This is a genomic window from Mucilaginibacter sp. UYCu711, from assembly GCF_050433825.1.
Classification (GTDB): domain Bacteria; phylum Bacteroidota; class Bacteroidia; order Sphingobacteriales; family Sphingobacteriaceae; genus Mucilaginibacter.
In genome coordinates this window covers 242,662-263,706 of record NZ_JBNPWM010000004.1, presented here as the reverse complement: position 1 = coordinate 263,706, position 21,045 = coordinate 242,662, and the positions used below count along the sequence as shown (strand labels likewise).

The 21,045-nt window shown below is 42.3% G+C and carries 22 protein-coding genes and 5 tRNA genes; 7 read left to right on the top strand and 20 right to left on the bottom strand.

Annotated features, from left to right (window positions below; translation table 11 throughout):
* Nucleotides 1–10 precede the first annotated feature (10 nt).
* The 12 genes from nusG to ABIB50_RS10585 all read right to left on the bottom strand — a co-directional run bounded on the left by nusG (nucleotide 11) and on the right by ABIB50_RS10585 (nucleotide 5,598).
* Nucleotides 11–553, bottom strand: coding sequence for a transcription termination/antitermination protein NusG (gene nusG, locus ABIB50_RS10640; protein WP_214071512.1), 543 nt, complete (start codon nucleotides 551–553; stop codon nucleotides 11–13).
* A gap of 14 nt (nucleotides 554–567) precedes the next feature.
* Nucleotides 568–759 carry a preprotein translocase subunit SecE gene (gene secE / locus ABIB50_RS10635; protein ID WP_429379690.1) on the bottom strand — a complete coding sequence of 64 codons (192 nt, stop codon included), beginning with the start codon at nucleotides 757–759 and terminating at the stop codon, nucleotides 568–570.
* A 21-nt stretch (nucleotides 760–780) separates the two neighbouring features.
* A tRNA-Trp gene (locus ABIB50_RS10630) sits at nucleotides 781–851 on the bottom strand.
* 113 nt (nucleotides 852–964) lie between these two features.
* Nucleotides 965–2,152 carry an elongation factor Tu gene (gene tuf, locus ABIB50_RS10625; protein ID WP_214071510.1) on the bottom strand — a complete coding sequence of 396 codons (1,188 nt, stop codon included), beginning with the start codon at nucleotides 2,150–2,152 and terminating at the stop codon, nucleotides 965–967.
* 61 nt (nucleotides 2,153–2,213) lie between these two features.
* Nucleotides 2,214–2,285: transfer RNA gene (locus tag ABIB50_RS10620), tRNA-Thr, on the bottom strand.
* A 44-nt stretch (nucleotides 2,286–2,329) separates the two neighbouring features.
* A tRNA-Gly gene (locus ABIB50_RS10615) sits at nucleotides 2,330–2,402 on the bottom strand.
* An 82-nt stretch (nucleotides 2,403–2,484) separates the two neighbouring features.
* Nucleotides 2,485–2,565 (bottom strand) — tRNA-Tyr (locus tag ABIB50_RS10610).
* 86 nt (nucleotides 2,566–2,651) lie between these two features.
* Nucleotides 2,652–2,724, bottom strand: a tRNA-Thr gene (locus ABIB50_RS10605).
* A gap of 513 nt (nucleotides 2,725–3,237) precedes the next feature.
* Complete coding sequence (gene hpf / locus ABIB50_RS10600; protein ID WP_429379687.1) at nucleotides 3,238–3,585, bottom strand: ribosome hibernation-promoting factor, HPF/YfiA family; 348 nt, start codon at nucleotides 3,583–3,585, stop codon at nucleotides 3,238–3,240.
* A gap of 12 nt (nucleotides 3,586–3,597) precedes the next feature.
* Nucleotides 3,598–4,488: a tyrosine-type recombinase/integrase gene (locus ABIB50_RS10595; protein WP_429379685.1), complete on the bottom strand. Its 891-nt coding sequence runs from the start codon at nucleotides 4,486–4,488 to the stop codon at nucleotides 3,598–3,600.
* Nucleotides 4,489–4,577: 89 nt separating this feature from the next.
* A complete protein-coding gene (gene rpsU / locus ABIB50_RS10590; protein ID WP_144248316.1) occupies nucleotides 4,578–4,772 on the bottom strand; it encodes a 30S ribosomal protein S21 in 195 nt (64 codons plus the stop codon).
* A gap of 85 nt (nucleotides 4,773–4,857) precedes the next feature.
* A complete protein-coding gene (locus ABIB50_RS10585) occupies nucleotides 4,858–5,598 on the bottom strand; it encodes a hypothetical protein (protein ID WP_429379683.1) in 741 nt (246 codons plus the stop codon).
* A 127-nt stretch (nucleotides 5,599–5,725) separates the two neighbouring features.
* On the opposite strand from ABIB50_RS10585, the gene ABIB50_RS10580 reads away from it, so the two are divergent.
* From ABIB50_RS10580 to ABIB50_RS10560, 5 genes are all read left to right on the top strand, one after another.
* Entirely contained in the window at nucleotides 5,726–7,309 is a 1,584-nt protein-coding gene (locus tag ABIB50_RS10580) for an ATP-binding protein (RefSeq protein WP_429379681.1), read from the top strand.
* Between the two features lie 69 nt (nucleotides 7,310–7,378).
* A complete protein-coding gene (locus ABIB50_RS10575; protein WP_429379679.1) occupies nucleotides 7,379–8,230 on the top strand; it encodes a methylated-DNA--[protein]-cysteine S-methyltransferase in 852 nt (283 codons plus the stop codon).
* A 224-nt stretch (nucleotides 8,231–8,454) separates the two neighbouring features.
* Nucleotides 8,455–8,706, top strand: coding sequence for an Ada metal-binding domain-containing protein (locus ABIB50_RS10570; RefSeq protein ID WP_429379677.1), 252 nt, complete (start codon nucleotides 8,455–8,457; stop codon nucleotides 8,704–8,706).
* Nucleotides 8,693–9,292, top strand: a complete 600-nt coding sequence (locus tag ABIB50_RS10565) for an alpha-ketoglutarate-dependent dioxygenase AlkB family protein (protein ID WP_429379675.1) — start codon at nucleotides 8,693–8,695, stop codon at nucleotides 9,290–9,292. Before ABIB50_RS10570 ends, ABIB50_RS10565 begins: the two co-directional genes overlap by 14 nt.
* 158 nt (nucleotides 9,293–9,450) lie before the next feature.
* Nucleotides 9,451–10,602, top strand: a complete 1,152-nt coding sequence (locus tag ABIB50_RS10560) for a hypothetical protein (protein ID WP_429379673.1) — start codon at nucleotides 9,451–9,453, stop codon at nucleotides 10,600–10,602.
* Between the two features lie 136 nt (nucleotides 10,603–10,738).
* Here the strand turns inward: ABIB50_RS10560 and ABIB50_RS10555 are convergent, their stop codons facing one another.
* The gene (locus tag ABIB50_RS10555; protein WP_429379671.1) at nucleotides 10,739–11,911 is read right to left on the bottom strand and encodes an acyl-CoA dehydrogenase; all 1,173 of its coding nucleotides are present in this window, start codon (nucleotides 11,909–11,911) and stop codon (nucleotides 10,739–10,741) included.
* 279 nt (nucleotides 11,912–12,190) lie between these two features.
* Here ABIB50_RS10555 and ABIB50_RS10550 point away from each other — a divergent pair, with 279 nt between their 5' ends.
* Complete coding sequence (locus ABIB50_RS10550; protein ID WP_429379669.1) at nucleotides 12,191–12,388, top strand: hypothetical protein; 198 nt, start codon at nucleotides 12,191–12,193, stop codon at nucleotides 12,386–12,388.
* 800 nt (nucleotides 12,389–13,188) lie between these two features.
* Here the strand turns inward: ABIB50_RS10550 and ABIB50_RS10545 are convergent.
* The 3 genes from ABIB50_RS10545 to ABIB50_RS10535 form a co-directional block, all read right to left on the bottom strand.
* Nucleotides 13,189–14,448 carry a glycoside hydrolase family 71/99-like protein gene (locus ABIB50_RS10545; protein ID WP_429379667.1) on the bottom strand — a complete coding sequence of 420 codons (1,260 nt, stop codon included), beginning with the start codon at nucleotides 14,446–14,448 and terminating at the stop codon, nucleotides 13,189–13,191.
* Between the two features lie 102 nt (nucleotides 14,449–14,550).
* Nucleotides 14,551–15,078, bottom strand: a complete 528-nt coding sequence (locus ABIB50_RS10540; protein WP_429379665.1) for an adenine phosphoribosyltransferase — start codon at nucleotides 15,076–15,078, stop codon at nucleotides 14,551–14,553.
* On the bottom strand, nucleotides 15,075–15,950 hold the full coding sequence (locus ABIB50_RS10535; RefSeq protein WP_429379663.1) for a ComEA family DNA-binding protein: 876 nt from the start codon (nucleotides 15,948–15,950) through the stop codon (nucleotides 15,075–15,077). The genes ABIB50_RS10540 and ABIB50_RS10535 overlap by 4 nt, the downstream gene beginning before the upstream one ends.
* Before the next feature lie 71 nt (nucleotides 15,951–16,021).
* Between ABIB50_RS10535 and ABIB50_RS10530 the strand changes: the two genes are divergently transcribed.
* The gene (locus tag ABIB50_RS10530; RefSeq protein WP_429379662.1) at nucleotides 16,022–17,776 is read left to right on the top strand and encodes a lysophospholipid acyltransferase family protein; all 1,755 of its coding nucleotides are present in this window, start codon (nucleotides 16,022–16,024) and stop codon (nucleotides 17,774–17,776) included.
* A gap of 107 nt (nucleotides 17,777–17,883) precedes the next feature.
* Here ABIB50_RS10530 and ABIB50_RS10525 read toward each other — a convergent pair whose 3' ends face one another.
* The 4 genes from ABIB50_RS10525 to ABIB50_RS10510 all read right to left on the bottom strand — a co-directional run bounded on the left by ABIB50_RS10525 (nucleotide 17,884) and on the right by ABIB50_RS10510 (nucleotide 21,042).
* Nucleotides 17,884–18,387 carry a DUF962 domain-containing protein gene (locus tag ABIB50_RS10525; RefSeq protein ID WP_429379660.1) on the bottom strand — a complete coding sequence of 168 codons (504 nt, stop codon included), beginning with the start codon at nucleotides 18,385–18,387 and terminating at the stop codon, nucleotides 17,884–17,886.
* Nucleotides 18,384–18,869: a hypothetical protein gene (locus tag ABIB50_RS10520; protein WP_429379658.1), complete on the bottom strand. Its 486-nt coding sequence runs from the start codon at nucleotides 18,867–18,869 to the stop codon at nucleotides 18,384–18,386. Before ABIB50_RS10520 ends, ABIB50_RS10525 begins: the two co-directional genes overlap by 4 nt.
* A 70-nt stretch (nucleotides 18,870–18,939) precedes the next feature.
* Nucleotides 18,940–20,505: a ribonuclease Y gene (rny, locus tag ABIB50_RS10515; RefSeq protein ID WP_429379656.1), complete on the bottom strand. Its 1,566-nt coding sequence runs from the start codon at nucleotides 20,503–20,505 to the stop codon at nucleotides 18,940–18,942.
* Between the two features lie 243 nt (nucleotides 20,506–20,748).
* Nucleotides 20,749–21,042 (bottom strand): cell division protein ZapA, encoded by a 294-nt coding sequence (locus ABIB50_RS10510; RefSeq protein WP_429379654.1) that lies wholly within the window; start codon nucleotides 21,040–21,042, stop codon nucleotides 20,749–20,751.
* Nucleotides 21,043–21,045 lie beyond the last annotated feature (3 nt).

Sequence of the window (21,045 nt, the reverse complement as noted above, 5' to 3'; positions counted from 1 at the left end):
CTTGATACTATTATTCTTTCTCTACTTGCATGTAATTCAATTCAAGCGGCGTACGGCGGCCGAATATCTTTACCATTACTTTCAATTTCTTTTTCTCTTCGTTAACCTCTTCAATCACCCCGCTAAATCCGTTGAACGGCCCGTCCATTACTTTAACGTTTTCGCCAACGTAATATGGAACATTCATGGTTTCGCCTTGCGCGCTCATCTCATCAACCTTACCTAAAATACGGTTAACTTCCGCCTGGCGCAAAGGGATTGCATTACCTTGTTTATCGCCCAGGAAACCGATAACGCTGTTGACATTTTTTATAATGTGTTCCAACTCGCCATCTAAAACAGCTTCCATTAACACGTAGCCCGGAAAGTAGTTACGCTCTTTAGCTATCTTCTTCCCGTCGCGCATCTGGTAATATTTCTCGGTAGGTATTAATACCTGTGGTACCAAATGGGTAATACCTAAGCGGGCAATCTCAGCATCAACGTATTGCTTAACTTTTTTCTCTTTACCGCTTATTGCACGTACAACGTACCATTTTAACTGATCACTCATTTTATTTGTATATATTAAAGTGAACTATAAAATTTATTAAGCAGAAGGCCTATTACCTGATCCATACCAAATATCAGCATGGCTATAATAATTGCCGCTATCAGTACCAAAACCGCGCTGCTTTGTAATTCGCGCCAGGTTGGCCAGGTTACTTTCTGGGTCAACTCGATATAAGACTCTTTAATATATTCAGATACGTTAGCCATTCTTAGTTATTTGCTATTATGCACGGGAACAAGGATTCGAACCCTGATCAAAGGTTTTGGAGACCTCTATTCTACCGTTGAACTATTCCCGTGTAAACCCTTAATCCCCGAAGGAACTTTATAATATTGATAAAGTACCAAGACAAAATGTCCTGGTACTTTACATAAAAATTAACCGTTATGCTTCGCTTTTAAGCGATTGAAATTATTTTAAAATTTCAGTTACCTGGCCAGCACCTACTGTTCTGCCACCTTCACGGATAGCGAAACGTAAGCCTTTTTCCATTGCGATAGCGTTGATCAACTTAACAGTGATGGTAACGTTATCACCTGGCATAACCATTTCTACACCTTCAGCTAAGGTAATTTCACCTGTAACGTCTGTTGTACGGAAATAGAATTGCGGACGGTATTTGTTAAAGAATGGAGTGTGACGTCCACCTTCTGCTTTTGATAATACGTAAACTTCTGCTTTGAAATCAGTGTGTGGGTTTACTGAACCTGGTTTGCAAATAACCATACCACGACGGATATCAGTTTTTTCAATACCACGTAATAATAAACCTACGTTGTCACCAGCTTCGCCACGGTCAAGGATCTTGCGGAACATCTCAACACCTGTTACGGTTGATTTTAAGTTCTCAGCACCCATACCTAATATATCTACTTGCTCACCTGAGTTGATTACACCACGCTCAATACGACCGGTTGCAACAGTACCACGACCAGTGATCGAAAATACGTCCTCAACAGGCATCAAGAAAGGAAGCTCAGTTAAACGCGGAGGAATTGGGATATAGCTGTCAACAGCGTCCATCAATTCCATAATTTTTCCAACCCATTTCGGATCAGCATTTAAGCCACCCAAAGCAGAACCTTGGATAACAGGGATATCATCACCAGGGAAATCATAGAATGAAAGTAACTCACGGATTTCCATCTCTACTAATTCTAACAATTCCGGATCGTCAACCATGTCAACTTTGTTCATAAACACAACCAATGAAGGTACACCTACCTGACGTGCTAACAGGATGTGCTCGCGGGTCTGAGGCATTGGGCCGTCAGTTGCAGCAACAACGATTATTGCACCGTCCATTTGAGCAGCACCTGTAACCATGTTTTTCACATAATCCGCGTGACCTGGACAGTCAACGTGAGCATAGTGACGGTTAGCAGTTGAATACTCAACGTGCGCTGTGTTAATTGTAATACCACGTTCTTTTTCTTCAGGAGCTGAGTCAATTGATTCAAATGAACGGGCTTCTGATAAACCTGCATCAGATAACACTTTCGTGATAGCTGCGGTAAGGGTTGTTTTGCCGTGGTCAACGTGACCGATTGTACCGATGTTTAAGTGCGGTTTACTGCGGTCAAACTTTTCTTTTGCCATGATTTATTTATTATTTGTAGGTTAATTTATATTCTTATTTAATGTATTCGTTACTACGTTGAGCCAACAATGGGATTTGAACCCATGACCTCTTCCTTACCAAGGAAGTGCTCTACCCCTGAGCTACGTCGGCTAATTTGTTAGCTCATTTGCTGTATCAACTAATGAGCCTCCAAGAGCGGAAGAAGAGGTTCGAACTCTCGACCTATAGCTTGGAAGGCTATCGCTCTACCAACTGAGCTACTTCCGCTTAAAATTAATGAATGACTGAATTATTGACTTACTGAAGTTTTAAATTTCAATAATTCATTAATTCAATCAATCATTCCCTGTGGGGGGAGAAGGATTCGAACCTTCGTAGCCGAAGCAACGGATTTACAGTCCGTCCCATTTGACCGCTCTGGTATCCCCCCATTTGTTTAATTATTGAGTTTCTTAATTATTGAATTGCTGAATTAAATCAATAATTCAATAATTCGTTAAATCATTAATTTAACAGAGCCTCCTATCGGGATCGAACCAATGACCTACTGATTACAAGTCAGTCGCTCTACCAGCTGAGCTAAGGAGGCTTATATACCTGATAGTACTGCTGATCAAACAGATCGTTCAAGACCTAGCCGCAAAAATGCTGCGGCTATTTACAAGGTTATATTATTTTTTATTTTAAAGAACCATTCCCTTTTGTTGAAGAAGTGCGTTACACACCTCTCCGAAAGGGATTGCAAATTTACAAATAAATAACGCTGTACAAAATTTTTTATCAAAAAAAACTTAATGACTTTTTCAGGGCAAATTTTATGGATTTTTTATGGCTGATTTACAGCGAGAAAGGTGGTAAACAATTAGAAAATTAACAAAAAATTAAAGTTATTTTAAGAACTCATTGGCCCAGTAGCGCTTGATTTTGCTTGCTTAAAATAGTTTTAATTCCTTTACAGTCTTCTTAAAGCGTTTATAAAGCACTTGCCACGACCGGTCCAAACGCTTTACTTTCATATGTCCCAAACCGAGGAAATAAACGCACAAAAAAATCGACGACCATTTTAGCCGTCGATCTTAAAAAATATAATGGGTTTTAAATATTAAAATTCCTCTTCGGTCGAGGCCAACACAGCCTTTTTAACCTCTTGAGCCGCAATCTCTTTCCGTTTTTTATGCTTCGCAATTTGTTTGCGCAGGCTCTCGATAGCCAAATCGGTGGCTTCTTCGAAAGTTTTACATTGCTCCTTCGCAAAAATTTGGTTGCCCGGTAACTGCAGTTTAATTTCGGCTATTTTATTTGCCTCGTTTTCTACGTTTTCAAGCTTTAAATAAACTTCGCCGTTTATAATGTTATCATAAAAGGTTTCCAGCTTATCTGCTTTCTTCTGTATAAATTCTAATAATCCTTTGTCTGCAGTAAAATGAATTGATTGCACTGTAATTTTCATGGTTCCTCCTTTTTATGCCTTTGGATGGGCGAGTTTGTAAATTGATTTTAATCTTTCGACAGAGTTATGCGTATAAATTTGGGTAGCGCTTAAGTTGGCATGGCCCAGTAATTCTTTTATCGCATTTAAATCGGCACCTGCATTTAGCAGGCTGGTTGCAAAGGTGTGCCTCAACACGTGGGGACTTCTTTTATTTTGGGTTGATATGTTAGATAAATATTTGTGCACAGTTAAATATATAAGCTTCGGATATGCATTAGCCCCTTTATCAGTAACGATCAATGTTAATGAATTGTTACCAAAATTTTCACTTTTCTTTAACTCGTTGTATTTCAGTAGCAACAAACGCAGTTCCTGGTTTAGCGGTATTATCCGCTCCTTATTGCGCTTGCCCAAAACCTTTACTGTACCCTCATAAGCGTTAATATCGGTATCTTTAATACCTAATAATTCGGACAGGCGCATGCCGGTGCCAAACAACATCTCAATGATCAGTTTATCGCGGGTGCCTTTAAAGTCGTCGGTAAACACCTCGCCGTTATCCAGCATCTGGGTAAGGCGCGCGTCTTCAACAACAACAGGCAGGTTTTTGGGTATTTTAGGTGTGTTTATTTTTGATGCCGGGTTAATGGTCAATACCCCCTCCTGCACTAAAAACTTAAAGTATTTGCGCAGCGTGGCAATTTTACGGTTTATGGAACGCGCGGATAACCCCTGGTTCATGAGCTCAACCATCCAGTTACGGATAAGATAGTGCGAAATTTCCTGTGGATGTGTTATTGTTTGATCAGGGTGGTTAAGGAAACTAATAAACTGATCAAGGTCTGACTGGTAAGCAGATACAGTATGCGGAGAGTACCGTTTTTCGAATTTAATATATTGAATGAATCGGGCTAAAAACATAAAAACTACTTGCACATCCGGATAGAATGAATGTACAAATAGTTTTATATATGTTTACAAGAAAAACTTAAAATTCTTTTTACAAAGAATTAAACAGTTGTTTCAAGGTTCATGTTTTGCTTGTAGATGGCATGTTTGATCTCGTGACGACGAGATACAGATTTCTTTTCGAATGCCTGACGACTGCGCAGTTCGCGTAAAACACCAGTTTTTTCAAATTTCTTCTTAAAGCGTTTTAACGCTTTGTCTAATGATTCGCCTTCTTTAACGTTGATTATGATCATAATTCCAAAATACCTCCTTTCAGGGACGGCAAATGTAGGGATAATGTTTTGATTTACAAACAGGTTTTTTTGATAATTATTAGCATTAACTTAACCATGATCTTAGCGACATAATTTTCACCCACTTGCCTTGTTCCTTTTTGTAAAGGGCAAATTCTCCTTCTCCGCAAAGATCCCCACAACCGTACCCGTAGTAAAACAAGCAATAAGTATCGTTGCGTAAAAAAATTGGTGGTGCAAAACTGTAAAGCCTGTCTATATGCCTAGCTTTTAAATAAGCCCATCCCTTAAATATATTATCGGCAAAAATCTTATTTACTTTATCAGTTGGAATTAACTCAGCGCCGTTAATTATATGTTCGGGCCATTTATAAACTGCCATCTTTTTCAATTCATTTTGAATAAACAGCATTTCATTTTGTGAGAGAATTAATGTGTCTATCATAGGTTTTCCTTTTTCGGAGACAGCCTTTTGGTTGCCCCTGTACTTTGGTTGCGGCATAGGTATTAAAATTTTTTTGTTATCATCATTAAGAGCATTTTGACTCATCCCATAAAACACTCCCGCTTTATAAACCTTCATCGCCTCGCGCATTAAATTTATAGCTCCTTTGCTAACACTGTCTTCATAAGCAAACTTAGGTGTCGGTAGTGCATGCCGATAATTCATACCTCTCGAAGTCAAAAAGGCTTCCATTTCAATACTATCAGCAGAACTTTTTGCCTTTAATACTTCATTAATAAAGGAAGGAACTTTTTTACTATTTTGAGCACTAGCAAGCTTGGCTGAAAGACAAACAAAAACAATAGCAATTAAATATTTCATATTATGGGATTAGGCAACCCTAAATTACAATTAATTCCAATGTCCCCGCACCCAAACTTTTTCATCCCAGTTATGTTTAAACTACCTATATTTAACTTCGTAAAATCCAGTCTATCTAATTAATTAAATGAATACAGCTACCGGTACCCAAACATCGCACAATAATTACTTACAAGGTGGCGGCGAAATGGGGCAACTTACCCGCGAGTTTGATTGGAGCAAAACCGTTTTGGGCAGCCCAAATAACTGGTCGCAAAGCTTATTAACTACAATCAGCATTATATTAAACTCGCGCTTCCCTATGTTTTTATGGTGGGGACCGGAGTTAATACAATTTTATAATGATGCCTATCGCCCCAGTATGGGCCAAAACGGCAAGCATCCCAAAGCGCTGGGCCAACGCGGTGCAGATTGCTGGCCCGAAATATGGCCGGTTATTAAACCATTGATAGACCAGGTAATGAGCGGGGGCGAATCAACCTGGAGCGAAAACCAGCTCATACCTATCTACCGCAACAATAAGCTGGAGGACGTTTACTGGACATTTAGCTATAGTAAAGTATTGGATGAAACCGGTAATCCCGGGGGCGTACTGGTGATCTGTAACGAAACTACCCAACAGGTACAATCATTCAATAACCTTGAAAGCGCTAAAAACGAACTTGAGTTTGCCATCGAAGCCGCTGATCTGGGTACCTGGGACCTTAACCCGAAGACCTTAAAGTTTATAGGTAATGATCGTTTAAAAGATTGGTTTGGTTTACCTTATGATACAGAAATTGCATTAGAAAGCGCTGTTGCTGCGATGGTTGAGGAAGACCGCGAACGTGTAAACGAGACTATCGCAAAAGCCATGGCTAAAGGGTCGGATGGCAGTTATAATGTTATTTATACTATTCAAAATCTAAAGGATGGCGCCCGGCGTATTGTTGAAGCTAAAGGCAGAGCGTTGTTTGATAGCGAAGGGAACGTATACCAGTTTAGTGGTATACTACAGGATGTTACCGAAGCGTTCCAACTGCAGGTGCGCAAGGATGAATTTATCAGCGTGGCAAGCCATGAGTTAAAGACACCTATTACATCGCTTAGCGCCTCGATGCAGATCCTGCAGAAGCTGGTTAAAACAGACCCTGCATCTGACAAGGTGCCCATGTTTGTTAACAAGGCAAGCAACAACTTAAGTAAGCTGGTACACCTGTTAGACGATTTGCTTAACGTTACCAAGATCCAACAGGGCCAGCTGGCGCTAAACATAAACCGGTTTGACATAGTTGAACTGATACGCGATTGTACCGAACACATTAACCCTACCAACGACTATGAGTTTGTTTTTATGGGCGACGAGGAGCTGATGATCTATGCTGATTACCGCCGGATCGACCAGGTGATGATCAACCTTATAGGCAATGCCATTAAATACTCGCCGTCCTCAAAACGGATAGAGATAACGGTTATGCATGACGATGAGCGCGCCACCGTTTGTGTACGCGATTTTGGCATTGGCATCAACCCGCAAAAGCTGCCGCATTTGTTCGATCGTTATTATAGAGTCGATTCATTTGGCCACCAGTTCTCCGGCCTGGGTTTAGGATTGTATATAAGCTCAGAGATCATTACCCGCCACAACGGAAAGATTGGTGTGGATAGCGAAGTTGGCGGTGGCAGTAACTTTTGGTTCAGCATACCTATGGATGATACGTTAGCTTTGTAAACTCCGCAAGAAACGGGTTTCACGCCGTTCTGCAAGCCGGTACATTTGTATCAATAAATGATAAACATCATGGAAACGCAGAACGAAATTGATTACAACCGGATAGCTGAAGCTATTGAATTTTTAAGGCTTAACCACAAGCGCCAGCCTACTTTAGATGAAGCCGCAGCGCACGTACATCTAAGCCCATTCCACTTTCAACGTATGTTTAAGGATTGGGCGGGCGTAACACCCAAGCAATTTTTACAGTATCTGAGCATTGAGCACGCCAAATCTATTTTAAAAGATAAACAGGCATCGTTGTTTGACACCGCTTTTGAGACAGGCCTGTCGGGCACCGGCCGCCTGCACGACCTTTTTATAAAAATAGAAGGCATGACACCCGGCGAATACAAGAATGGCGGCGAACAGCTAACCATTAACTACAGCTTTGCCGAAAGCCCGTTTGGTACGCTGTTAGTAGCATCAACCGACAAGGGCATTTGTTATATGGCTTTTGTTGATACCGATAACGACACCGCCTTTGCCGAGCTGCAAAAGCATTTCCCTAACGCTACCTACCACCAGTTTTTAGATACCATACAGCAGAATGCTATGTTCATCTTCACGCAGGACTGGAGCAAGCTAAGCGATATTAAGCTTCACCTTAAAGGTACACCCTTCCAGCTCAAAGTTTGGGAAACGCTTTTAAAAGTGCCAATGGGCGGCCTGGTTACTTATGGCAGTTTGGCGGGCAGCCTGCAAAACCCTAACGCAAGCCGCGCAGTTGGTTCGGCGGTGGGTGATAACCCGGTTGCATTTTTGATCCCCTGCCACAGGGTGATCAAATCAACCGGCGAAACGGGACAATACCACTGGGGTAGCCAGCGTAAAAACGCCATGATAGGCTGGGAAGCGTCGAAGGCATTTGCAGCCGTATAATCGACTTGTTTTGTTTCACGAGAATGTGAAACAAATGAAACACCATTCCGACTTAACTGCCTGATAATAATTCATTTGCAAAAAAGCGGTGAAACAAAATGAAACAACTTTTGCGTCAGTAATTTTATGAGTAAAATACAGGTAAATATCTTATTTTCAATTAATTATATAAGGAATATTTTAGTAGAGGGTGAAACAATATTTATATGATTAACCATACCGATATGGGTAATAAACCCTTCACCCGTTTCCGTGTTTTACAGACACTTATTGCCAACGGTAAAATAACTTTAGGCGGCTACCGTAAAAATAAGATCTACGGCCTGCTTAACTGTGGTTCGGGCAAGCGGATGAAAACAGAGAACAGGGTGTTTTTTACAAACCAGCAGGAAGCTATTGCCGCGGGCTACCGGCCTTGCGGCAATTGTATGCCTGAGCAATACAAACAATGGAAACAAACTAATGGAACTATTTAATACAGATAATACCACTAACCTATTGCCTTATGATGGCATAGTTAATTACTACGGCAAAGTGCTGGGTACTGCAAAAGCCAATAATTACCTGGATATTTTACTTAACACTATCCAATGGAAAAACGACGAAGCGGTAATATTTGGCCGGCACATTATCACTAAACGCAAAGTAGCCTGGTATGGCGATGACGGGTATAGCTATACCTACTCAAACACTACCAAGCAGGCGCTTGGCTGGACCAAAGATTTACTGGAGCTTAAAGCCCTGGTTGAACACCTAACCGGCGAGAAATATAACTCATGCCTCCTTAATTTATACCATGACGGCAACGAGGGTATGGCCTGGCACAGCGACGACGAAAAATCGTTAGGGAAAGATACGTCGATAGCATCCCTAAGCTTTGGCGCCGAACGCAAATTCGCGCTCAAACATCGCGTTAGCAAACACCCGGTAGCGCTGATATTAGAGAATGGCAGCTTATTGGTAATGAAAGGCGCAACACAAAGTAACTGGCTGCACAGCCTGCCAAAATCAAAAAAGATAGCTGCGCCCAGGGTTAATTTAACTTTCAGGACGATGGTGTAAACTGCCGCACGGTAAAAAAAGTCTATCAAAAATGTAGACTAAGTAAAATCTGCTATATTTGTTTCGATGAAGACGCTGCGCTACAGCGGATATTATTTTGTTGCGTAAATAGTTTATTACTTCATTAAAATTTCATTCGCTATCCTTATCTTGGGCTTATGGCTAACTATTACAAACCGCTGCTTCTTAAAATATTTTTATTTGCCGCTATCCTGCAATATGCCTCGCCTGTTAAGGCCCAGTATACCAAAAATCACCAGTTAAATTTCCTGGCCGTTGCCAACACGCTAAAACCCGGCAAAGCTGATACAGGTACTGTTAAAAATAATATTGCCTATGCTCCCCTACTGTCATCGCCTGTTAGCCGCGCTAAAAATATTTTTAGTGATGAGGCCCTGCCATTAATAAATGCAGAAGTAAGCATCAGTAAACCCCAGGAACGCAAGCAATTGATGGGTTATTTAAAAAATATTACCAGTGATGATGAAGTGGTTTATAACCAATCGCGTACTAAGTTTTTGTATAGATTAGGCAATGTTTTTACAAAACTGCGGTTGTATCCGCTGGCTATGAAATGCTATTTAAAAACAACCAAGATAAAACCGGGCGATGCTACTGACACTTTACAACAACCTAATAGCAAGTACCTGGCCATTAACAGCACTGACGATTCGTTACTGAGCAGGCAGGCTTTATTGGCTTCCGCGCCGGGATTCGATAGTAAAAAAAGCCCGGTAACCAGTTACAAGTATATAACCAGCGCGCTTGATGATGGTAAAAAAGCTGTGGCCTATGCCATGCTGTTCCATGTTAAACAACCCGTGCCAGGTAAGCGCAAAATATTTGTTGGGGGGAATACGGGCCATACCTTTATAACACTGATAAAGTATAATGCCGATTCTACCTATAGCTCTTTCTCCTTTGGCTTCTATCCCAAAAAGCGTAATCCATTATCGGCTACGCCACTGGTACCCACAGCATCGTCAGTTTTTAAAGACGATACCGATCACCAATGGGATGAAGTACTGGGCAAGTTTATATCTAAAAAACGCTTTGAAAAGATCTTGCTGCTTACTAAACAGTATGACCACCTGGAATATCATTTAAGTAATAATAATTGTACCGATTTTGGCCTTAAAGCCGCGCAGCTGGCCGGCATAGATGTAAATGATACTACGGGAAAATGGCCGCTGGGTCACGGTAATAATCCTGCAATAACCGGCCAAAGCATTTTAGAAGGCAAAGTTACCAATGCTGATACCGGCAAAGCCGAAGGTGTATTTGTTAACAATACGGTTGTAGAGCCGTAGTTATTTATCGTATATAAATAGGTTTGTCATCCTGAACGAAGTGAAGGATCTTCTAAACGCGATAGATAGCCTGGCTACCTGTCAATTTAACAAGATCCTTCACTTCGTTCAGGATGACAACTGGTATTTGTGGTGTTTATCTCAATATTTCCCTGCCGATAACTATTTTCTGGATCTCTGAAGTACCCTCACCAATAGTACAAAGCTTGGCATCACGATAATATTTCTCAACCGGGAAGTCCTTGGTGTAACCATAACCGCCAAAGATCTGTACGGCTTCGGTAGCGCATCTTACTGCCACTTCGGATGCGAAGTACTTTGCCATGGCCGATTGTTTGGTTACGGGCTTGTGGCGGTTCTTAAAGTCGGCGGCTTGCATAATTAACAGCTCGGCTGCTTCTATTTCGGTCGCCATATCGGCCAGCTTAAATGAGATCCCCTGAAAATTAGCTATCGGTTGCCCAAATTGCCTGCGCTCTTTAGCATAACCAACTGCGGCCTGGAAAGCGCCTTTGGCAATCCCTAATGATAGCGCCGCGATAGAGATCCGGCCACCATCCAACACTTTCATAGCCTGCTTAAAGCCCTCGCCTTCTGCGCCCAATAAGTTTTCTTTTGGTACGCGGCAGTTATCAAATACCAGCTCGGTAGTTTCGCTCGCGCGCATGCCCAGTTTATTTTCTTTTTTGCCATGGGTAAAGCCCGGCGTTCCTTTTTCAATTACTAAGGCTGATATGCCGTTCGAATCGCCTTTATCGCCGGTACGCACCATCACTACCGCAACATCGCCACTTTTACCGTGAGTGATCCAGTTTTTTGATCCGTTAACGATATAATGATCGCCATCCAACACAGCGGTTGTGGTCATACCCAACGCGTCCGACCCGGTATTGGCTTCGGTTAATCCCCAGGCACCTATCCATTCGGCTGATGCCAGTTTGGGCAGCCATTTATGTTTTTGCTCTTCGGTACCAAATGCCAGGATATGGCCGGTACAAAGCGAGTTATGCGCGGCTACTGACAAACCTATAGAACCGCATACTTTAGCAATCTCAACTATAACCGTAACGTACTCGAAATAGCCGAAGCCCGAGCCGCCATATTCTTCGGGCACCAAAACGCCCATCATACCCAATTCGCCTAATTTTTTAAATAGTTCAACCGGGAAGGTTTGTGCTTCGTCCCATTCCATTACATAGGGACGTATATTTTTTTCGGCAAAATCTTTAGCCATCTGGCCAACCATTACCTGGTTATCATTAGAAGAAAAACTGTATCCGGCAGATACATCGGTTAACAAAGCGTCCATATTTTATAATTGGTTTACAGCAAAGTAACGGTTAAAACGGGGCATTAGTTTCATGTTTGCCCGCCGTAAAAAGGGACTGTTTTGGTATATGGTATAGATAATAGGTTTAGCTGGTTTAAAGGTGTTTATTGGGGAACAGAATATGATGAAAATAATTTGCATTAAACAATAATTAAAAATAACTTGCATTGTATTTGCAATGTATCCCCCCTTGTAATGGCTGTAGTAAGCCATATTCGCTTTTCCATGTAAGATCAATAACTGATTAACTGATTTGTTATGACACAGATTGAATTTGCGGTATCGTATTTAAGCGCGGTGCAAAAAAAACACAAGGACTATTTTGAACGAGCCAAAGTAAGCATCATGAAGTGCGTACGGATAAAGGGGGAGAAAAAAATCACCGTGCATGTTATTAAAGATGATCTGCCTTTTGAGATCCAGCATGATATCGAATTGATGTATTGGCAGGATTGATGCAAGATATACCCAATAGTGGCGTAGCCACGGCCAATCTTGTAGCCCCGGGTTTCAACCCGGGGGAAATTAAAAACAGAAGAAAATGAGTGCCGTAGGTACGGCGCATATAATATGGGTCGTACCTACGGCACTCGGTATGTTGGGTTAGTGCTGTCAACGGGTTGAAACCCGTTGTTACAAAATGGACCGAGCCGATGGCTCTTTTATTCTACAGCTGGTTAAGCGTTTAAGCATAATATTGAATAATGTTTTGGCAGGATTAAACAAACAGACCTACCTAATCAGAGGCGTAGCCTCGACCAATATTGTAGCGCCGGGTTTCAACCCGGTGAAAATGTAAAGGTGAAAAACGAGTGCCGTAGGCACGGCGCATATAATATGGATCGTGCCTACGGCACTCGGTATGTGAGTTTGGTGCTGTCAACGGTTGAAACCCGTTGTTACAAAATGTGTCGAGCCGATGGCTCTTTTATTCTATAGCTGGTTAAGCGTTTAAGCATAATATTGAATTAATGTTTTGGCAGGATTAAACAAACAGACCTACCTAACCAGAGGCGTAGCCTCGGCCAATATTGTAGCGCCGGGTTTCAACCCGGTGAAATCAAAAAAGGATATAAACGAGTGCCGTAGGCACGGCGCATATAATATGGATCGTGCCTACGGCACTTTGATATTTGGGGTTGGTGCTGTCAACGGGTTGAAACCCGTTGTTACAAAATGTGTCGAGCCGATGGCTCTATGATTCGTACAAATAACCTTACCATCCGAGTTTTATTCATATAAACCCTATTGAATTTTTATTTCTTCAACCCCACCGGCAGCGTCGCCTCATTCTTAGCCTTACCCCTCAACACATTACTGGTTGCCTGCGCCAACTGCAGATACCAATCTGACGGCAGCGACAACCCGTCCTGATCTAACGACAAAAACTTCTCATTAACCGGGCGTTCGGCAGCAGTTGGGGCGGCTTTGTACATGGCGGTACCTTCGTCAACCTCATCATACATGGCAATGTAAACCATGTTTACCCCAGCATTGATAACATTGTAGGATTGATGCCAGTAAAACTCACCGCCACGACGCGGGATCTGGTTAAACAGGCTCTTGCCCCGCCTTAAATTATACCATGAAAAACCCGGGAAGATCACCGGCAGGTAATCAATTTTATGCGCATCGCAATAAGCTTTGTCGGGGATCACAGTACGGTCGCGGAATTTATCAGCGCCCCGGTCATCACCAAAACGGCCAACGGCCCATGGGCTGATAATATCCATTTTATTATAAACGGCTTTCCACTCGTCGGTATGGGTAAGCCAGGTATCATTGATGCCACCCATTATGGTAGCCTGGTATTTTTTAGGCGCGTTTTTATGGAACCAGTCCAGCAATGAATCCGACTGTGCAACGGTAGCAAATTGGGTATGGTCAAACCCCAACCCCCAGATAGATAGCAGCGGCTTACCATTATGGTGCAGGTATGATTTACCGGTGGTTACTTTTAGCGAGTCGACGAGGTACATCCAGTCGGCCATCAGGTCCTTTTTCCAGTTTGGCCCCGCGCCTGATATATCATACATGATACAGTATACACGTTTATATTTTTCGCTGGCTTGTTTAACATTGCGCACCACCTGGTTAAAATGACGGGCACCACCGCGTCCTTTAATATCGGTAACAAAACGCTGCTCGAAAACGCCGTCCAGGTCATGCTCCATCATCCATTTAAAATGCAAATCAACCGCGCCATACTTGTAAGCCGAGTACAGTTTAGCCGGCGAACCATCAGGGTAGGTCATGTTGGTGGCTTCGGTTACATCGGCCGGGTATTCGCGCATATCGGGCCATACATCAAAGTTGGCGTTTTTAGCTTCGGGCACACGGCCGCCAAACCAATGCCGCCAAACGTTATTGTTCGATCCATCATTCGGCGTAGCGTGCCAGCCCTGGTAGCCAAACATTACCTTTTTGTTAAGGGTAGTAGTGCTGGGTACATACTTTTGGGCTGCGCATTGCAACGTCGCCAGGATAAATAATTGAATAATGGTTATCGACCTCATGATTATACGGTAATGTTGAATATCCTATGCTGTGTCAGGTGTGTCAGCTGTATCAGGTGTGCCAGGTGTTACACCTGTACCTGATACAGCTGACACACTTAGTTAATACTCTGCCAGCACAATTATTTTATCACTTATTGGCGCTATCCGTTCTTTCCCGTTTAAAAACCCAAGTCCTACCACAAACGAGAAACCACATACAACGCCACCCATTTCGTGTATCAGGTCGCTGGCCGCGGTAACGGTGCCGCCGGTTGCCAACAGGTCGTCATGCAGTAAAATATGCGCGCCGGGCTCAAAGGCATCGGTATGCATTTCAATAGTGGCGGTACCATATTCCAGGTCGTATTTTTTCTGGCGGATGGTATAGGGCAGCTTACCGGCCTTACGCACGGGTATAAAAGGCACTCCTAATTTGGTGGCTAATGTCAATCCAAATAAAAACCCGCGGCTCTCTACCCCAGCTATCGCGTCGATGCGATGGCCCTGCAGTTTGGCCACAAAAGCATCAACAATGCCCTCACATAAAATTGGGTCCTTTAGTATGGTGGTAATATCTTTAAACACAATACCCGGCTTAGGAAAATCGGGCACATCACGTACGGCTGATTTGATTTGCTGTTCTATCATTTAAAAACTATATATGGTTCAATTTTACGCAAAATTATGTCATCAAGGATGGCAATATTTTTCATATCGGCAATACCTGTATAACTACCGTGCTGTGTACGGTACTGGATAATGGCATTGGTTTGTTTATTGGTGAGGTATGGGAACTTGCGCAAGCCCTCAAAATCAACCTCGTTGATCTTAATTTTGGTGATATATGTCGTGTTAATGGTCACCTGGTTCTTTATCCCGGCAAACTTGGCGGTATCTATACCGTAAACTTCTTTAAGCTGATCTTTATTTAAAAACCCGCCCAACCGCTGGCGATACTCCACTATCCGCGCGGCGAAAGCCGGGCCGATACCATGGATCCGGGTTAGCATGGCCGAGTCGGCGGTATTTAGCTCAATGGTTTCACCGGCAGCAAGTTTGTTGGATGTGTAACCTTCGTCGGGGATATTAATATAAGGTGCTATGCGCTTATAATCATCGGCAGTTATGCTGTACATTTTCTGCACATCTTCTTTGCGGTTAAAATGGCCGCCTTTACTTTCAAAATGTTTGATGGTGGCTATCTGCCGTTCGCTCAGGCCCAGTTGTTTCCATTGTTCGGCGGGCAGGTTGTTGGGATTAAAAACAAAGAGTATTGGTTTGGCTATTTTATCGTCGGATAAAGGTTCGCTGCTATCGTAACCTGTAGCGTCGCCGCCTTTTGCCTGCTTCAACAGGGTTGTATCTTTACCGAAACCTTTAAAATCGATAACCTTATCCTGGTGAAAATGTTCATATATATACGGTGCAGCCAATATTAGCGCGATAACGATGATGAGTATCACCATTCCGTTCCACTCTTTTTTAGTGATGGAAAGGTAATTTTTTATTCGCGATATCATTTGTCCGGTTAAAATACGCCATTAAAGTAATAAATTTAGAACATATTTATCGCCATACCTTTACTTGCTCAATGAAAATCATAACTACCGAAGAATTTGCCAAAGCTACCAGGCTGGACAGACTAAAATTACCGGGACTGGCTTCGTTCCTGATGGAGCTAATGAAAATAAACCAGGTGAACGAGCTTTTTGAGCAGGCAGAACATAAACAAGGCATTGAGTTTATCGACGCTATACTAAAAGGCTGCGGCGTTGAGGTTGAGTTTGACGAAAAGGAGTTAAAGAATATACCAGCAACCGGTAGTTTTGTCGCGATAGCAAACCATCCTTATGGCGGTATTGAAGGACTGGTATTTTTAAAAATGCTGCTAATGGCCCGCCCCGATGCAAAGCTGATGGCTAACTTTATCCTGAAAAAGATCCCTAACCTTAGCAATTATTTTATAGCCGTAAACCCGTTCGAGAATATTGAACATTCATCAAGCATAAGCGGCTTAAAAAGCACCTTACAGTTATTGGCCGATGGCACACCGATAGGCATCTTCCCGGCCGGCGAGGTATCGACTTTTAAACTGGATAAACAGGAGGTTACCGACAGGTTATGGCACCCGGTAGTGGGTAAGATCATTGCCAAAGCTAAAGTGCCGGTGGTGCCTATATACTTCCATGGCAATAATGGGTTGTTATTTAACTTGCTGAGCCTGATACACCCCACCCTGCGCACAGCCAAACTACCATCTGAGTTATTTAACAAACAGGGACAGACCATAAAGCTGCGCATAGGTAAACCCATTAAGGTTGGCGATATCCTTAACAATAATAACAGTGTCAGGCTGCTTAATTATTTAAGGGCCCGTACGTATGCTTTAGGCTCGGGATTAGAGGAAGAGAAAAAACTCTTTAATCCGCGTAATCTTTTCAAAATAAAAAAAAAACAACAGGACATAGTTAAAGCTATAACCCCCGAAGTTTTAGAAAAAGAAGTTGACGGGCTGCGCGAGAACTATACCGTTTGGACCGAGAAAAACTACGAGGTATTTATTGTACCTACAGCTGCCATACCCTGCATTATCCGCGAGATAGGCAGGTTACGCGAGGTTACCTTCCGTGAAATTGGCGAGGGTACAAATAAGTCGACCGACCTTGATGAGTATGACATTTACTATCACCACCTTTTTATTTGGGATACCGAAGCTAAAATGATTGTAGGCGCATACCGCATTGGTTTGGGCGACGAGATATTTTACAGCCTGGGTAAGGATGGTTTTTATATTGCCGAGCTGTTTAAGATCAAAGAACAGCTAACCCCAATACTACGCAAAAGCCTGGAGCTTGGCCGCTCATGGATTCGTAAGGAGTACCAGCTAAAGGCCCTCCCGTTGTTTTTACTTTGGAAGGGGATACTAAAGTATTTAATGGATAACCCGCGATACCAATATTTGATAGGGCCGGTTAGCATCAGTAATTCGTTTTCTACATTTTCAAAATCGCTGATAGTAGATTACATTAACAGGAACCATTTTGACCATGAACTGGCGCAATTTGTTAAGCCGCGTAAAAAATTCAAGGTTGATTTTTCGAGTATTGATGCCGATGTATTGATGGAGGGCGCGGATACCTTTAAAGGCCTGGACCATTTAATATCACAGGTAGAAACGCAGCATATCAAAGTACCGGTACTGCTTCGCCAGTATATCGCGCTTAACGCCAAAATCATCGGCTTTAATATTGATCCTAAGTTTTCAGATTCGCTGGATGGTTTCCTGATTTTGGACCTGGAGAATATCCCGCAGGATACGCTGGATATGTTGGGAAAGAATATGTAATCAACCCATCCTCTTTTTGTCATCCTGAGCGAAAGCAAAGTATCTTATCGCGTTATCAGGTATGGTTTATAAGATTCTTCGCTATGCTCAGAATGACAACGTGTTTTTTAATATTTGATTTTAAACTTCTTCAACACCAAACTTAACAACCACACAGGGGCGGTCAGCATAAACTTAAACTCATCGGCGAAGGTTGGTTTGCGGCCCTCTATGCGGTAGCCTATAAACTGGAATATATTGGCTACAATAAATAGAAATATGCATACTTGTGGCAACAGGTAGCCTTTACCGTCAAACGCCTGTAATTGTACTATACCAAATATGAGCACAAACAGCAACAATAACATGATGTATGACAACAATGGCGATAGGCGTTGGTAGTAATAAATAATGAAAGCAATTAAAAACGATGCCCAGTTTAGATAACTGTTATATACCCCCAGGAATTTTAACTGCGGGAAAGGCAACGACCATACAAACCCCACCACGCTAAATACAATTACCGGCACACAGATATAATTGATAATACGGTTAGCCGGCTTTTGGTGAAAGCTGTCGTATTGATCAATTATTAGATCAATTGGGCGTTGAGGGACTGTTTGATTTTTCATGGTTTAATCCAAAATCTTTTCGCATTATAAGAAATAAGAAAGTCTTTATCGTTGATATACCTCCCAATAACTTCATTGGTTTTCACATTGTTAAATTTCGACAGGTAATAAAACACGTTTATCAAGTCCCACTTATTTGTAATTCTCTCACATTCAGCAATAGCTATATCTATTAAACTATCTTCTTTCTTGATCTCATATATAAATGACGCTACTACTAATCGATATATTGGATAAGGCCGTGTCTCCAATAAATCATATAGTAATGGCAATGACTTCTCTGATTTTAAATACGATAACGTCTCAATTATTAAAGCATCATTGCTTCCATTCGCAAGTTCGTCTATCAATAAATTTTCTATTATCTTTTTTGAGTCAACATCTAATTTATCAATTATCATTTGGTTGCTAAAACCATTCCTGTGGCTGTAGTCGCTTGGTGGAATAATGTTAGCATACAATTGGGCTATCGAAGTATCCATAATGTCTGTCGCTTATTTACTAAAAAAGCGACGGTTGCCCATCGCTTTTGTTTTTTTAGTTACTATACTATTACTTAGCAAACGCTACCGCGCGGGTTTCCCTGATAACGGTAACTTTGATCTGGCCCGGGTAGGTCATCTCTGTTTGTATCCGATTTGATATGTCGGCAGCCAATACTTCTGATTCTGCATCGCTTATCTTTTCGCTTTCAACCACAACACGCAGCTCGCGGCCGGCTTGTATAGCGAATGTTTTTTCAACGCCAGGGTATGACATAGCCAGCTCTTCCAGCTCTTTTAAACGTTTGATATAACCTTCAACCACCTCGCGGCGTGCACCTGGTCGCGCGCCCGATATGGCATCACAAACCTGTATTATTGGCGACAACATTGAAGTCATTTCTATCTCGTCGTGGTGAGCGCCAATGGCGTTACACACTTCAGGGTGCTCTTTATATTTCTCGGCTAATTGCATACCCAAAATAGCGTGTGGCAGTTCGGGGTTGTCATCAGGTACTTTACCAATATCATGCAGTAAACCGGCACGTTTAGCCAGCTTAACGTTAAGGCCTAATTCGGCAGCCATGGTGGCGCAGAAGTTAGCCACCTCGCGCGAGTGCTGCAGCAGGTTTTGTCCGTAGGACGAACGGTAGCGCATCCGGCCAACCATACGGATCAGCTCAGGGTGCAGACCCGTGATACCCAAGTCGATCACGGTACGCTCGCCAATCTCTACTATCTCTTCTTCTATTTGTTTTTTGGTTTTAGCAACGATCTCCTCGATCCGTGCCGGGTGGATACGGCCATCAGTTACCAAGCGGTGCATTGCCAAACGGGCTATCTCGCGGCGTACCGGGTCAAAGCCCGAAAGGATGATAGCTTCCGGCGTGTCATCAACAATTATCTCAATACCGGTGGCTGCTTCCAGCGCGCGGATATTACGACCTTCGCGGCCAATGATACGGCCCTTGATCTCGTCGTTCTCAATGTTAAAAATAGATACGGTGTTTTCAATAGCGGCCTCAGTAGCGGTACGCTGGATGGTTTGGATAACGATCTTTTTAGCTTCTTTAGTAGCCGTTAATTTCGCTTCGTCAACAATATCTTTGATCTGCGCCATTGCTTTTGAACGGGCATCTTCACGCAGGTTATCAATTAATTGGTTCTTCGCATCCTCGGCTGAAAGGCCTGCAATGCTTTCCAGTTGTTCAACATGCTGGTTTTTCAACACGTCAACTTCTTCTTGTTTTTTAACCAGGATGTCTGACTGGCGCTCCAGGTTTTGCTTGGCTTTATCTATTTCGCCCTCTTTACGATTCAGATTCTCTAATTTAGAATTGTACGATTGCTCTTTCTGCTTAACTTCATTTACACGCTGATTAATGTCATTATTCTTGGCATTTACCTCCTGCTCGTGCTCGGCTTTCATTTGCAAAAAGCGCTCTTTCGCTTCCAGCAATTTGTTTTTTCTCAAGATTTCCGCATCGTTCTCTGCATCTTTAAGGATCTTTTTTACCTTATTCTGCGCATGGGCTTCCTGGTCTTTAAATAGCTTGCGCAGCAGGAAACGCCCTACGACAATGCCGGTGGGGATGCCCGCAAGCAGCCCGATTATAATGTATAAGAATGCATTCATTTTATATTAGGTTATTGTTTGGTATGGTATATAATAAAAAAACCGCGACTAAACTTTACGTGTCATGTATTTTAAAAACTTCGTTACAGATATTTTAGAATCATGGGTTACCGTTAAACTGTAATGAGTAACGCACGCCTTCCTGATCCGTAGATATTGAAGTGTTAAGTTTTTAATAGTGAAACATAAAATTCAACCGCGGTTAAATCTTAATTGGCTCTGTTATTATGTAAAGAACGTTTATTACGACTTTGAAAAAAATTCGGTCAGTAAATTATCTAACTGATAAACTTTATCGGCTACTTCCGAGTCCTCGACAGTAACTTTTTTCTCTGCTTTTAATGATGACGTTGCGTAATGCAACACACTCATTGCCAACAGATCCTGTTTATCCCTAACCGCGTAATTTTCCTGGTATTCTTTTATACGGTCGTTTATTAACTTAGCTGCCCTACGTATTATTTCTTCCTCTTCCATGTTTACCTTTAAAGGGTAAACTCTGTCAGCAATATTTATTTTTATTGAGATTTCTCCCATTTG